Raw genomic sequence first — 13,738 nt, 5'->3', positions numbered from 1 at the left:
GGCGACGCAGGTGGACCCGCCGTCGAGCCGGCGGTCACCGCGATGACAGTGCACTGGATACAAGCAGGTCACAGCTCTGGTCAAGGCGCATTCACACCGGACCGGGCGGACCTATCCTGGAGATGCAGGGCAGTCGGGGTGGAGGCTGGTATGGACCACGCACGCATTCTCCGCATAGTGCTCGGGGTGACCGCCGGGTATTTGGTGCTGCTCGGATTGTGGCTGGGCTGGCTGCTTCCGCATACGCCTCCGGGCACCGCGCCCTATCAGATCATCGCGCTGGTCGGCCTGTTCGGTTCGTGCTGCGGCATCGGAATGCTGCTGGCCGCCCGGCCATCGCGCGCGGATCGGCAGCTGTGGCGGCACGGGCTGGAGGGCTGGGCGACCATCGAGGGCGCGCATACGCTACAGCGCACCGATCATCACACCGAGTTGACCGAATTCGATCTCGAGCTCGTCGTGCCCGGATCCGAAAGTTACCGTGGCACCATTGTTTTCGATGTCACCCCGGCCGACAAACCGCGGCTCACGGTCGGCGAGACGATTTCGATCCGAGTCGATCCGGCCAATCGCGATCGGATCATTCTCGTTCTGGGACAATAACTTTCGCGCCGACCCCGCAGCCGTCGACGTTCGCATGGGCGCGTGGATCGGCGAGCAGGTATTGCGCGGCCGCGTAGGTCGACAGAATGACGCCTTCGACGACCCGCCGCGAACGCTCGCCCCGCGCGAAGAGCCGACGCAGCACGATCAACCCATCGGAGACGGTGAACAGCAGCGCACCGAGGCCGAGCCGACTGCGTGGATCCACACCCGGAATATTGAGCCCGGCAACGTTTTTCGCCTCCGGAGCCAAACCGGGATCGGAGGCGAGCACCGCCGCACTGCCCAACGTCGCGCCATAGGCCGTCAGTGGGACCGCCACGGTCGGCGCCTTGGCCCGCATCAGCGCCGCGGCCCCGAGCCAGGCCACCACTCGTGGCAGCGCGATCTCCGGACGCGGCCGTCCACCGCGCCGCCACCAGAGCACCGAATACCCGGTCTGCATCACCGCGAACGACGTGGCGCCGGTGATCAAACGGCGATCGTTATCCGGCTCGATCAGCAGCACATCGCCGACCGTCGCGGCGCCGAGCGCGCCGAGCAGGACCGTCCGGTCGACCGGGTCGAGCGCCGCCCGATCGGCCGCCACATCGGCCGCCAATAGCGGCATCATCAGCGGTTTGGCGATCCACTGCAGTTTGTCGCGGCCGGTGACTGCGCCGTACACAGTCGCCGCCGCCACCGCTAGAAAAGCGGCGCGAAAAGGACGCATCATCAGAAGCTCGGCTCTTTCGGGGCGGGCGGCAGGGTGACGACTTGGCCCGCATAGCTCAGCCCGGCGCCGAAGCCGAGCAGCAGCGCCGTCTGGCCCCCCTTGGCCTTACCGGTCACCAACATCTCCTCGATTGCCAGCGGAATCGACGCGGCGGAGGTATTGCCGGTGTTCTCGATGTCATTGGCCACCGGGATGTCATCGGACAGCCCGAGGTTCTTCTTCATCAGATCGTTGATGCGGGCATTGGCCTGGTGCGGAATGAAGACCTCGATGTCCTCCTTGGACACCCCGGAAACCTCCAGTGCCGAGGCCAGCGCGCGCGGCAAAGTGACCGCGGCCCAACGGAATACCCGCGGACCCTCCATCCGCAGCGACATCCGGCCGATGGGCTCGATGGCCGGATCGGTGCCCTGCAGCGCCTGCGCCCGCTGCATGTACTCGAGGAAGTCGACATCCTGCGCGATCGCCGAGGCGTTCTCGCCGTCGCTGCCCCAGACCGTCGGGGAGATACCGTTCTCCTCACTCGGGCCGACCACCACCGCGCCCGCGCCGTCACCGAAGATCATCGCGGTGCCGCGATCGGTCGGATCGAGTCCGACGGTCATCGTCTCGGCGCCGATGAGCAGCACATAATCGGCCGAGCCCGCTCGGATCAGATCCGCGGCGACACCGAGGCCGTAGCCGAAACCGCCGCAGCCGGAGGTCAGATCGAAGGCGGCGATACCGTTCATCCCCAGGTCATCGGCGACCTTCGGGGCGCCGTGCGGGGTCAGCGTCAGCCAGCTCGAGGTGGCCAGGATGAGCGCACCGATCTTGGACCGGTCGATACCGCTATTGACGATCGCGCGCTCACCGGCGGCCGCCGCGATCGACTGCAGCGTCTCATCACCGCTGATCCACCGGCGGTTGCGCACGCCGGTGCGCTCGTAGATCCATTCCGGGGTCGAGTCGAGTACCTCGCACACCTCTTCATTGCTGACCAGGCGTTTCGGACGGTAAGCACCGATACCGAGCATCGCGACATTCGCGCGACTCTTATTGACTGCAATGCTCACCACAGGTAACTCACACGACCCTTCACTGTCTCCGAACGCCTCGCTGCGTTCGGCGCATGCATCCCCTTATCGGGTCGCACCACCATCGGCGTTTCAGCACAATCCATCGCTGCGACCACCAGCGATTGCGACCCGGGACCGCACTCGAAGTTTACAGCGCGCGTGCAGACTCCCCTCGAGAGTCCGTGACGCCGTCCTTCACGGACGTCCGATATCCAACCCGATGTGAGGCGGTCCGAGCTGGCGGGTTGACTAAACCACCGGACAGGGTCCGAACGGCACGTGTGATCTACTGTGCGGGAATGGATTCCCCTTTGCTCATCATCGCCGATGCGTGGTCCCGTCCCGAAGATGCCGACGAATTGGGCCACGCGCTGCGACAAGTCGCCCGCGCTTGCCTTGCCGAGCCGGGCTGTGTGTCGTTCGAGGTTCTCCGTTCTGTCGACAACCCGGAGCGTTACGTCACCATCGAGAAATATGCCGATTTCGAGGCTCTCTCCGCCCACCCCTCGTTCTCCCGGGTCCAGTCGATCGCACTCGGTGGACATGTGCCGATCGTCCGCGCCGCAGACGCTCGCCGATTCAACGACGGCTGATTCTCACCGGCTGAAGTGAGCCCACAGCTCCAACGGCCCATCACCATCCATCGACGACGATGTCGTGGGCCGTTGTCGGTGGCGGGTCGGAGTTCCCAGACCGCACTCAGCCAAGGGCGAGATCCTTCAATCCCAGGATGGACCGGTACTCCAGCCCCTCGGCCGCGATCACCTGATCCGCACCGGTCTCCCGATCCACCACGGTCGCGACGCCGACCACGGTGGCGCCCGCCTCGCGCAGCGCGCGCACGGCGGTCAGCGGCGAGTTGCCGGTGGTGGTGGTGTCCTCGACGACGAGCACCCGCTTGCCGACGATATCCGGGCCCTCGATCTGGCGCTGCATGCCGTGGGTCTTGGCGGCCTTGCGCACCACGAAGGCATCGATCGGGCGGCCCGGCGCGTGCATGACGGCGAGCGCGACCGGATCCGCGCCCATGGTGAGACCGCCGACGGCCTCGAAATCCCAATCCGCCACGAGTTCGCGCAGCAGCTTGCCGATCAGCGGTCCCGCGCCGTGGTGCAGGGTGGCGCGGCGCAGGTCGACGTAGTAGTCGGCCTCCTTGCCCGAGGACAGGGTGACCCGGCCGTGTACGACGGCGAGTTCACGCACCAGCGCGGCCAATTTGTCGCGGTCTTCCGTCGCGACGGTCGCATTGCTTGCCTGGTCGATCATCTGTATTAAGTCCTTCCGCGTGCGTTGAACATGCCGCGATTCAGTCGGGCCGCCAGGGTCCGCGGGATCATTCCGGCGGCGGTGGTGAGCACTTTGTACTGCACACCGGGCACGCTGAGCACCCGGCCCTTCTCCAGATCATGCAGCGAACCGGCGACCACCTGGTCGACGCTCAGCCACAGCTGCTTGGGTAGCGACGACATCTCGATGCCGGCCCGCTCATGGAATTCGGTGTGCACGAATCCGGGGCACAGGGCCTGTACTCGGACACCGGTTCCGGCCAGTCCACCCGCCAACCCTTCCGTGAAGGATACGACGTAGGCCTTGGAGGCCGAATAGGTCGAGCCACGCCCCGGGATCAGACCGGCGACGCTGGCGACATTGACGACCGACCCCTTGGCGGCCGCGATCATCGCGGGTAGCGCGGCCCTGGTCAGCTGCACCACCGACGTGACATTGACGTCGAGCTGAGCCTGCACCGCCGCGGGCGACTGGGTCCAGAACTCCCCCGACTGCCCGAATCCCGCATTGTTGACCAGGAATTCGACGCCGTCGGCGGCGCGCGCCGCAACCCGCTCCCGATCGGCGGCCTCGGCCAGATCGGCGACCAGCACCTCCGAGCGGGTGGCGAATCTTCGTTCCAGCTCCGCAGCCAGCGCGTCCAGCCGCTCCTTGTCGCGGGCGACGAGAACCAGGTCGTAGCCGAGGGCGGCGAGCCGCTCGGCGAATCCGTGCCCGATGCCGGAGGTCGGTCCGGTGATCAGTGCGACGGGACGGATCGCGCCGGGCAGGCGCGCAGGACTATCACTCCCGCCCGTCACCCGACCACCGCCCCCGATCGAATCGCTATCCGATGCTGAGTTCATTGCACAATCCTGGTCGACGGGACCCACGGCTGATCTTTTCGAGCGACCTGCAAACAATCGCTACGGTCATCACTGCGGCACGGGTCCCTGGTACGGACGGAATCCAGGGTGGAACGGACCGCCGGGCTGTTCCGTGTGCTCGGCGGGCGGCCAATCGTCCTCGTCCGACTCGGGCCGGATGGACTCGGGCTGGGCGGGTTTGCGTGCCGCCGGACGGTCATCCGACGGCCAGTTGTCCTCCGACTCGGCTGCCCAGCGGTCATCGCGGGCCCGCGAGCGGGAGTCGGGGACCACGGCGAGGCTCGGGCGGCGCGGCGGTTCAGGAGCCGCGGCCGGTTCGTCGTCGTAGTCGTCGTAGTCGGAGTACTGCGACTCCTGGTACTTCGGCCGATCGAAATCGCTGTCGTCATAAGACGATTCGTCGTAGGACGAATCCGACTCGGCGTAGTCCGGATCGTCGTGGTCGCCCTTGCGCAGCTCCGGCGCGGCGCCCCGGCTCGCACCCGCCGGCGGATCGGCCTGGTCCGACGCGGCCGAGCGCGATTTGCGCGGATGCGGCCGACCCGGATCGTGACCACCCGAGTCCACCCCGCGCACCTCACTGACCGGCGGCAGCACATGCAACAGACCCGACAGCCGCAGCACCGCATCGATGGCGGTCTCCCAATCCTTGGCCGCCGTACCGACATTCAGCATGCCGAGGGTCCAGTTGCCCTCACTCCAGAGCATTTGCACGGTATCGGCCAGCGATTCGATGAAGGCGACCATGCGCTGGTCGACGGCATGCCTGGCGATCTCCGGATTGGTCGCGAACACCACCCGGTCGCCGATCGCGCCGAGTAGCTCCAGATCGGCGTCCTTGGGTGGCGAGGCGGTCTTGAGCCGCATATCCACATCGATATCCGAACCGATCTGCCTGCGCACCGCGACCAGTGTCGCCGCATCCTCGAGATCGAAGAGGACGAACTTCTCGCCCTTGCGAATTCCGGACACCACGTCCACCGCGGATAGATAGCCGAGTTTGGCCAGCGCACCGCGGCGCCAGGTCGACGCGAGCGCCGGTTCCACCGACACATACGTATAGCCCTGGGCCTTCGCCCAGACCTGGCGCGCATGACCGGTCCGCTGTCGCTGGACCCGATCGAAATAGAGCAGCACGATCGCACCAACGAGCGCGATCGCCGCCAACCCGAACCACATTGCCGTCATCGTCGCCTACCCTAATATGCGCAGTCGGACGAAGTCCGACATAAGCCCCGCGCCGGGCCGATCGAAGGTGAGGCATTCGCCTATCGAGCCGACCGAGCGATCGCGCGTCACTGTCCCCGGGTTGCTCGGGTCGCCCGTATTCTTCCCCCGCTGCCGTCTCACCGCGTTCCTCCTGGCAGTGCGGTGCTGATGATGATCTTCGCGTCGATCGAGCCATCGGCGGCCTTATCGCCCTGCACCATGACCATGTCGCCGACCGGCAGATCGGCCGCCTTGCCGCCTTTCAGCGAGATCACCTGGGTCTTATCAGTGGTGCGCACCGTGACCTTGGAGCCGCCGAGAGTGTCCAGGGTCAGCTGGCCGCCGGAGTTGGCGGAAATGGTGCCCATGGTCGCGCCGAGGTTATCGATGCCGCCGAGCCCCGGAAGGCTCGGGATGGCCTGGGTCGGCGTCGGCTGACCCGATGGGGCCGTACCGGTTGGGCGGCCCGCGGTCGGCAACGCCGAGGTGCTCGCGGCGGTGCTCGACGAGGAATCCTTATCGCCGAGCACCACGCCGGCGACCACACCGACCGCGCCGATCAACAGGACCACACCGAGGCCGAGGGCAATCCATAGGGCGGTATTGCGCTTACGCGGCGGCTGCTCGTCGGGCGGTAGTGGAGCGCCCGGCGGACCCGGCGGGTACTGCGCGCCCGCTTGGGGATACGCACCGACCTGGGTCGGATCCTGCCCCCCGGCCCACGGTTCGCCGTACGAGCCCCACTGCGGCTGGCTCTCGTACGGCGGGAATTCCTTGGTGGCGTTGGCTGGCGGCGGTGCCCACGGATCGAATTGTTCGGTGGACGGATAAACCGACGTCGCACCGCCCGGCCCGTACGCCTCGGTGTGGTCCGTCGAATGCGACGCCTGCCCGAACCCCGACTTACCCGGCGGACCGATATGTTCCGTCGGCGCATCCTCCGGTCGCTGTGCCCAAGGATCGTTGGGATTCGTCATGGCCTCCAGGGTAGGCTGTGACACTTTGCCGCGCCTGCGGCGCGGCGTGTTCGCGGCCCCCGAATATTCAGCATCGCGTAGCGATTCGATGAGGGGTGGTGGTCGGGCGACGGGTGGGCCTCGCGTCCGAGCAGTCGAGACTCGCGCCTTCGGCGCATGCGCTTCGACTACTCGGACGCGAGACGGGCCGCGAACGGTCGCTCGTAAGACTCGCTCCGTGGTAGTTACGGAAGCGGCCGGGCTGCGGACTGATCGCGAACCGGGCTGCGGGATAGCACGCAATTCGGTACCGATGGCCGAGATTCATGGCCGCGGTACAGGTGCTTCGACGACTCGACCGAGTCGCTGGCCCGGCCTTCGCGCGGGTTCGAGATGGCCGCGGGCGTCGCTCGCATGACTCGCTCTGCCGTGGATACAACGGCGGCCCGGTCGCGATTGATCGCGAGCCGGGCCGCGCGAGTGGGCGGGCGGTTGGGTCAGCCGCGGCCGACTATCAGGCCCTCGCCGTTCGGGGTCACGTTGACCGCGACGGTGTCGCCGTCGGTGACCTCACCGGCGAGCAGTTCCTTGGCGAGGGTGTCGCCGATGGACTGCTGGATCAGGCGGCGCAGCGGGCGGGCGCCGTAGACCGGGTCGTAGCCGCGCACCGCGAGCCAGAACCGGGCCGAATCGCTGACGTCCAGCTTCAGCCTGCGCTGCGACAGCCGCTTCTGTAGCTGGTCGAGCTGGATGTCGACGATGGATTCCAGCTGCTCCTCGTCGAGGGCGTGGAACATGACCACATCGTCGAGGCGGTTCAGGAATTCCGGTTTGAAGGCCGCGCGGACCGCGTTCATGACGAAGTCCCGATCGCCACCCGCACCCAGATTCGAGGTCAGGATGAGGATGGTGTTGCGGAAGTCCACCGTGCGGCCCTGGCCGTCGGTCAGGCGACCCTCGTCGAGTACGGCGAGCAGGATGTCGAAGACATCCGGATGCGCCTTCTCGATCTCGTCGAACAGCACCACGGTGTACGGCCTGCGCCGCACCGCCTCGGTCAGCTGACCGCCCTGGTCGTAACCGACGTAGCCGGGCGGGGCGCCGACCAGCCGCGCGACGGAGTGCTTTTCGCTGTACTCGCTCATATCGATGCGGACCATGGCGCGTTCGTCGTCGAACAGGAAGTCCGCCAACGCCTTTGCCAGCTCGGTCTTACCGACACCGGTCGGGCCGACGAACATGAACGAACCCGTCGGCCGGTTCGGATCCGCGACTCCGGCTCGGGCCCGGCGCACCGCATCGGAGACCGCCTGCACCGCCTCGGCCTGGCCGACGACGCGCTTGCCCAACTCCTGCTCCATCCGCAGCAGCTTCTGGGTTTCGCCCTCCATCATGCGGCCGACCGGAATACCGGTCCAGGACGAGACCACCTCGGCGATATCGTCGGGGCCGACCTCCTCCTTGAGCATCACCTCGCCGTCACCGGCTGTCGCAGAGGCCTTTTCGGCCTCGGCGAGCTGCTTCTCCAGTGCCGGGATCCGCCCGTAACGCAGTTCGGCGGCCTTGCCGAGATCACCATCGCGTTCGGCGCGCTCGGATTCACCGCGCAGCGATTCCAACTCCTCCTTGAGGACTCGGACCTGATCGATGGCACTCTTCTCGTTCTGCCAGCGGGTCATCAGCTGGTTGAGCTTCTCGCGGTCGTCGGCGAGTTCCTGGCGCAACTTGTCCAAACGCTGTTTGGAGGCCGCATCGGTCTCCTTCTCCAGCGCGACCTCTTCGATCTCGAGGCGACGCACTGCGCGCTCGACCTCGTCGATTTCCACTGGGCGCGAATCGATTTCCATGCGCAGCCGCGACGCCGACTCATCGACCAGGTCGATCGCCTTATCCGGTAGGAACCGGGAGGTGATGTAGCGGTCGCTGAGGGTGGCCGCGGCCACCAGCGCGGAGTCGGTGATGCGCACACCGTGGTGCACCTCGTAGCGCTCCTTGATGCCGCGCAGAATGCCGATGGTGTCCTCCACCGACGGTTCGCCGACCAGCACCTGCTGGAAGCGGCGCTCCAGGGCGGCGTCCTTCTCGATGAACTTGCGATACTCCTCCAGCGTGGTGGCACCGACCAGGCGCAGTTCACCGCGGGCGAGCATCGGCTTGATCATATTGCCGGCGTCCATGGCGGATTCGCCGGTCGCGCCGGCGCCGACAATGGTGTGCAGCTCATCGATGAAGGTAATGATCTGCCCCGCACTGCTTTTGATCTCCTCGAGTACGGCCTTGAGCCGCTCCTCGAATTCACCCCGGTACTTCGCGCCGGCCACCATCGCACCGAGGTCGAGCGAGACAACGGACTTGCCGCGCAACGACTCCGGCACATCACCGGCCACGATGCGCTGGGCCAAACCCTCGACGATGGCGGTCTTGCCGACGCCCGGCTCGCCGATGAGCACCGGGTTGTTCTTGGTGCGACGGCTCAAAACCTGTACGACACGGCGGATTTCGGTATCGCGGCCGATGACCGGGTCGAGTTTGCCGGAGCGGGCGGCCGCGGTGAGGTCGGTCGAATACTTCTCCAGCGCTTGGTAGCTGCCCTCCGGATCCGGACTGGTCACCCGCGCGCTGCCGCGCACCGCGGTGAACGCCTCACGCAGCGCGTCGGGGGTCGCGCCGTATTTCTTCAGCAGCATGGTTACATCCGAATCGCCCTCGGCCAGGCCGACCAGGACGTGTTCGGTCGAGACGTATTCGTCGCCGAGTTCGGTGGCCAGGCGCTGGGCGGCGGTGATCGCGGCCAGTGCCTCCCGGCCGAGCTGCGGTGTCGTGGTCGCACCGGTTGCGCGCGGCAGCCGGTCGACAATGTCGCGCGCCTCGTGTCGAACCGTCGCCGGATCCACCGCGACGGCCTTGAGCAACGGGGCGGCGATGCCATCGGTTTGATCCAGCAACGCCACCAGCAAGTGCGCCGGACGAATCTCCGGATTGCCCGCGGCCGAGGCGGCCTGCAGGGCGGCGGTCAGGGCCGCCTGGGTCTTGGTGGTGGGATTGAACGAGTCCACAAGTCACCTTCCTACTAGTCGATGCGCGGTGTCGAGTTCGCCGGAATCCACGCGGTTCCACCGCGCGGCTCGCACCGCTTCGCACCGTTCAACGTCCGAAAGGTTGAGTCTGTTCCGCTCAACTTTAGTTTTTTGAACGAACCGCACCGATTCGCCCGACACCTGAACAGACTCGTGATGAACGCTACGCCGCGACACTGCCGAATGGCATCAATCACAGGGTCTATGGCATAAGGATGCCTACGATGGCCTTTGCCCTGGTTTATGCACCACAATCCAGCCCAACCCGAGGAGCGATGGATGCGCGCGATCGTGGTACGAAGCTTCGGAGCAACACCCGAATTGGCCGAAATGCCGATGCCCGAGCCGAGCGTGGGCGCGGTGCGAGTGCAACTGGAGGCGGCGGGCGTCAACCCCTTCGACCAGAAGATGGCCAATGGCATTCTGGACGGCAAGCTGCCGCACGATTTCCCGATGATCCTCGGTGTCGACGGCGCGGGCACGGTGTCCTCGATCGGCCCCGGCGTCACCGGATTCGCCGTCGGCGACCGTGTCGTCGGCAAATTCCTGGTCCCGCCCGTCGGCCACGGCAGTTTCGCGGAGTATGCGGTACTGCCCGAGAACGCCACACTGGTTCGGATCCCGGACCGGGTCCCGACCGTGGCGGCCGCGGCCCTACCGACCGCGGGCGTCACCGCCCAGGACATCGTGGACGCCAGCAAGATCGAACCGGGTCAGACGGTGTTGATCATCGGCGCGACCGGCGGTGTCGGCTCGTTCCTGGTGCAGTTGGCGAATATGGCGGGTGCGCACGTCATCGCGACCGCCCGCGGCGCGGCCGCCGACCAGGTGACCCGGCTGGGCGCGGCCGAGACCGTCGACTACACCCGGGGCCCGATCGCGGAGCAGATCGCCGCCGCACATCCCGGCGGGGTCGACGTGCTCTTCGACCTGGTCAGCCCGCCCGAAACGCTGGCCGAGCTGACCGCGCTGGTCCGCGACGGCGGCACCGTCTACTCCACCATCTGGGCCGCCGACGAGCAGGCGCTGCGCAACCGCGGGATCAATGGCGGCAATATCGAATCCTCCGGCCGCGCACCGGAATTGACGCGCCTGCTCGAGCGCGTCGCGGAGGGCGATGTGGTGGTGCCGATCGACGCCACCGTCCCGCTGGCCTCGGCCGCCGCGGTCATCGGCGCCGCCGGGGCGCGCGGCAAGACCGTGCTAGCCATCTGAAACGTCGGAATGTCGGCGTGCGCACCCGCGACAAGCCATCCCGTCCACCGAATTCGGCCTCTTCCTGATTCCGGAGGCCGATAACCTCCAGCCGGAAGCCGCCGCCGCGGCGCAGCGCGACCCGCGCCATCCGCCGGGTCTACAACCTCTCCGGCACCATCACCGATGACGGCACCGACCACGGCTTTCTGGAGGGGCCCGAGCGCTGGGTAGACGACCTGTCCGCCCTGCACCGCGACCAGCGCATCGACGCATTCATCTGCTGGCCGACCGAGGGCGACCCCGTCGAACAGGTGCACCGCTACGCCGAATCGGTCGCCCCGGCGGTGCGCGCCAACGTGGCGAGTTGACCCAGCGGTAACCCGCCTGCCAGGCTGTTCGCCTATCCTGCATGTCAGGCCCACAGCAGACCCGATTTGCCCACGGATTACCGTTGGCGCGGGCGTGATCGGCCATACCCACACGACCACGGGACTTTCAGGGATACTTGACGGCGGAGGACCGCCGGTTACGGACATGTCCCTGGGCAGCACATAGAGGGAAAGGAAGCTCCACCTCGTGGATGCGCGTTCGGCAGCGCTGGTCCGCGCCAACTTCCGCTCGGTGATCGAATCGCCGAACGGACCCGAGCGGTTGGTCAGTGCGTTCTATGGTCATCTGTTCGCAGAGAAGCCAGAGTTGCGGGAGTTGTTCCCGCCCGCGATGGAGATGCAGGCCAAGCGCCTGGTGACCGCCATCCATTTCGTACTCGACAATCTCGAGGACTGGGGACGGGCGCAGAAGTTCCTGGAGCAGCTGGCGCGCGATCACCGCAAATTCGGTGTCATCGCCGCGCACTACGATATCGCCGGGCGGGCACTGCTGGCCGCGTTTCGGGTGTTCAACGGGCCGATGTGGAATCGCGCGCTCGAGGAGGGCTGGCGCGATATCACCATACTGATCTCCGCATCCATGGCCATCGGCGCCAACTCCGACAAGTCGCAGCCGTATTGGGAGGCGACCGTCGTCGGCCATCGCCGGGTGCTCGAGGATCTGGCCATCGTGCGGCTGCAATCCGATAGTCCGATCCCGTATCAGGCCGGGCAGTATGTGCCGATCTCGCTGCCGCAGCGGCCGAAGATGTGGCGCTACCTATCGCCCGCCATTCCCGCGAATCCGTATGGCGAGATCGAATTCCATGTTCGCAAGATCCGCGGCGGCTGGGTGAGCCCGGCCATTGTCAATGAGACCAGGGTCGGCGACCGTTGGATGATCGCGGGTCCGCTCGGCGGCCTGCACATCGATCGCGAAAGCGGCCGCGATGTGCTGCTGATCGGCGCGGGCACCGGCATCGCCCCGCTGCGCGCACAACTGATCGAGATGGGCCAGCGCGGTATCAACCCGCGCGTGCATTTCTTCATCGGCGGGCGCTACCCCTGCGATCTGTACGACGTCGAGAACATGTGGCAGCTCTCGCAGAGCAATCCCTGGCTGACCGTGGTCCCGGTGTGCGAACAGAAGACCAACCCGTGGTGGTATCCGCATCCGCCGCAGGAAGAGCCGTACGGCATGCACCGCCGCCTGATCGGAAATCTGGGCGCGGTGGTGGCCAGCTTCGGTTCCTGGGCCGACCGCCAGATCCAGATCTCCGGGTCGGCCCGCATGATCGCCGATACCCGCCGTGCCCTCATGGCGGTCGGCACCCCAGAGTGGGCAATCAGCTCAGATCCCGTGTGAGAGAAGCAATGACAATAGATCCGAGCTCGCTCGGCAATGGTTCCGCGCCCGAATGGAAGGCGACGGTGGTCGGTCACCATCGGCTGCGCCACGATGTCGCGGTGATCCGCTTGATCGGCGAGTACGTCCCGTTCCTCGCGGGGCAGTCCGTCGAGGTCCGGGTGCCGCAGCATCCCGGCATGCGCCGCAGATTCTCCCCTGCGCTGCCGCCGTCGCTGGACGGCAAGTTGGAGTTCCATGTGCGCACGGTGCCCGGCGGCTGGTGCAGCGGCAGCATCGTCACCGATACCAAACCCGGCGACGAATGGCAGATCGGCGCTCCCCTTGGCACTTTCAATGTCGACCCGTACGGCGATGAGGTGGTGATGATCGCGGGCGGCACCGGCCTGGCCCCGATGCGCGCCCAGATCCTCGAACTCGCCCGACACGAGGATCCGCCGCCCACCTATCTGTTCACCGGCGGCCGCTCCCCGCGCGATCTGTACGCCGACGACATGCTGTTCCTGCTGGCGAACGAGTTGCCCTGGCTCACTGTGATTCCCGTCATCGAGAGCCCGGAGGACCCGGGTTGGGTCGACGAGTGGTACGAGCATTCGCGGGTGGATATCGGATTCCCGCTCGATGACATGCTCTTCGGCACGCTCGCGGATGTGGTTGCTTCACACGGCGCGTTCAACAACCATCAGGTGCTGGTCTGCGGCTCACCGAATATGGTCCGGGTGACCTTGGATCGGCTGGTGGAAACCGGAACTCCCGCTGCCGCAATACAATTCGAGGGACTTTAACAACCGGACCCGACCACCACGGAGCGAGTCTTACGAGCGACCGTTCGCGGCCCGTCTCGCGTCCGAGTCGTCGAAGCGCATGCGCCGCAGGCGCGAGTCTCGGCCATTGCGCGGTGCACCTCGAGCGCCGAACTGCCCGCACGAGGCGACCACAAGGGAGCGAGTCTTACGAGCGACCCGTTCGCGGCCCGTCTCGCGTCCGAGTCGTCGAAGCGCATGCGACGCAGTCGCAAGTCTCGACGGCTCGGACG

General features: G+C 66.7%; 12 protein-coding genes. 5 read left to right on the top strand and 7 right to left on the bottom strand.

Features of this window, described 5'->3' with window-relative positions; translation table 11 throughout:
* Window positions 1-150 precede the first annotated feature (150 nt).
* On the top strand, window positions 151-603 hold the full coding sequence (locus ACWEO2_RS14355; protein WP_452405713.1) for a hypothetical protein: 453 nt from the start codon (window positions 151-153) through the stop codon (window positions 601-603).
* Here the strand turns inward: ACWEO2_RS14355 and ACWEO2_RS14350 are convergent.
* Both ACWEO2_RS14350 and ACWEO2_RS14345 read right to left on the bottom strand, forming a co-directional pair.
* Window positions 581-1,315 carry a lysoplasmalogenase gene (locus tag ACWEO2_RS14350; RefSeq protein WP_452405911.1) on the bottom strand — a complete coding sequence of 245 codons (735 nt, stop codon included), beginning with the start codon at window positions 1,313-1,315 and terminating at the stop codon, window positions 581-583. The genes ACWEO2_RS14355 and ACWEO2_RS14350 overlap by 23 nt on opposite strands.
* A 2-nt stretch (window positions 1,316-1,317) precedes the next feature.
* The gene (locus tag ACWEO2_RS14345) at window positions 1,318-2,376 is read right to left on the bottom strand and encodes a beta-ketoacyl-ACP synthase 3 (RefSeq protein WP_452405712.1); all 1,059 of its coding nucleotides are present in this window, start codon (window positions 2,374-2,376) and stop codon (window positions 1,318-1,320) included.
* Window positions 2,377-2,675: 299 nt separating this feature from the next.
* Between ACWEO2_RS14345 and ACWEO2_RS14340 the strand changes: the two genes are divergently transcribed.
* Window positions 2,676-2,969, top strand: a complete 294-nt coding sequence (locus tag ACWEO2_RS14340) for a putative quinol monooxygenase (protein ID WP_355181609.1) — start codon at window positions 2,676-2,678, stop codon at window positions 2,967-2,969.
* 106 nt (window positions 2,970-3,075) lie between these two features.
* On the opposite strand, the gene pyrE is transcribed toward ACWEO2_RS14340, so the two are convergent.
* The 5 genes from pyrE to clpB all read right to left on the bottom strand — a co-directional run bounded on the left by pyrE (window position 3,076) and on the right by clpB (window position 9,750).
* On the bottom strand, window positions 3,076-3,642 hold the full coding sequence (pyrE, locus tag ACWEO2_RS14335; RefSeq protein ID WP_452405711.1) for an orotate phosphoribosyltransferase: 567 nt from the start codon (window positions 3,640-3,642) through the stop codon (window positions 3,076-3,078).
* Between the two features lie 5 nt (window positions 3,643-3,647).
* The gene (locus tag ACWEO2_RS14330; RefSeq protein WP_452405710.1) at window positions 3,648-4,508 is read right to left on the bottom strand and encodes an SDR family NAD(P)-dependent oxidoreductase; all 861 of its coding nucleotides are present in this window, start codon (window positions 4,506-4,508) and stop codon (window positions 3,648-3,650) included.
* Between the two features lie 69 nt (window positions 4,509-4,577).
* Complete coding sequence (locus ACWEO2_RS14325; protein WP_452405709.1) at window positions 4,578-5,717, bottom strand: hypothetical protein; 1,140 nt, start codon at window positions 5,715-5,717, stop codon at window positions 4,578-4,580.
* Window positions 5,718-5,875: 158 nt separating this feature from the next.
* Complete coding sequence (locus ACWEO2_RS14320; protein ID WP_452405708.1) at window positions 5,876-6,715, bottom strand: DUF5666 domain-containing protein; 840 nt, start codon at window positions 6,713-6,715, stop codon at window positions 5,876-5,878.
* A gap of 476 nt (window positions 6,716-7,191) precedes the next feature.
* Window positions 7,192-9,750 carry an ATP-dependent chaperone ClpB gene (clpB, locus tag ACWEO2_RS14315; RefSeq protein ID WP_452405707.1) on the bottom strand — a complete coding sequence of 853 codons (2,559 nt, stop codon included), beginning with the start codon at window positions 9,748-9,750 and terminating at the stop codon, window positions 7,192-7,194.
* 300 nt (window positions 9,751-10,050) lie between these two features.
* Between clpB and ACWEO2_RS14310 the strand changes: the two genes are divergently transcribed.
* The 3 genes from ACWEO2_RS14310 (at window position 10,051) to ACWEO2_RS14300 (ending at window position 13,487) form a co-directional block, all read left to right on the top strand.
* A complete protein-coding gene (locus ACWEO2_RS14310; RefSeq protein ID WP_452405706.1) occupies window positions 10,051-10,986 on the top strand; it encodes an NADP-dependent oxidoreductase in 936 nt (311 codons plus the stop codon).
* Window positions 10,987-11,544: 558 nt separating this feature from the next.
* The gene (locus tag ACWEO2_RS14305) at window positions 11,545-12,702 is read left to right on the top strand and encodes an FAD-binding oxidoreductase (protein ID WP_452405705.1); all 1,158 of its coding nucleotides are present in this window, start codon (window positions 11,545-11,547) and stop codon (window positions 12,700-12,702) included.
* Between the two features lie 8 nt (window positions 12,703-12,710).
* Window positions 12,711-13,487, top strand: a complete 777-nt coding sequence (locus tag ACWEO2_RS14300; protein WP_452405704.1) for an FAD-binding oxidoreductase — start codon at window positions 12,711-12,713, stop codon at window positions 13,485-13,487.
* Window positions 13,488-13,738: the final 251 nt, after the last annotated feature.

It is taken from the genome of Nocardia sp. NPDC004278 (assembly GCF_053602975.1).
Note: the sequence above shows the minus strand (reverse complement) of the source record. Positions and strands in the feature narration are given on the sequence as shown.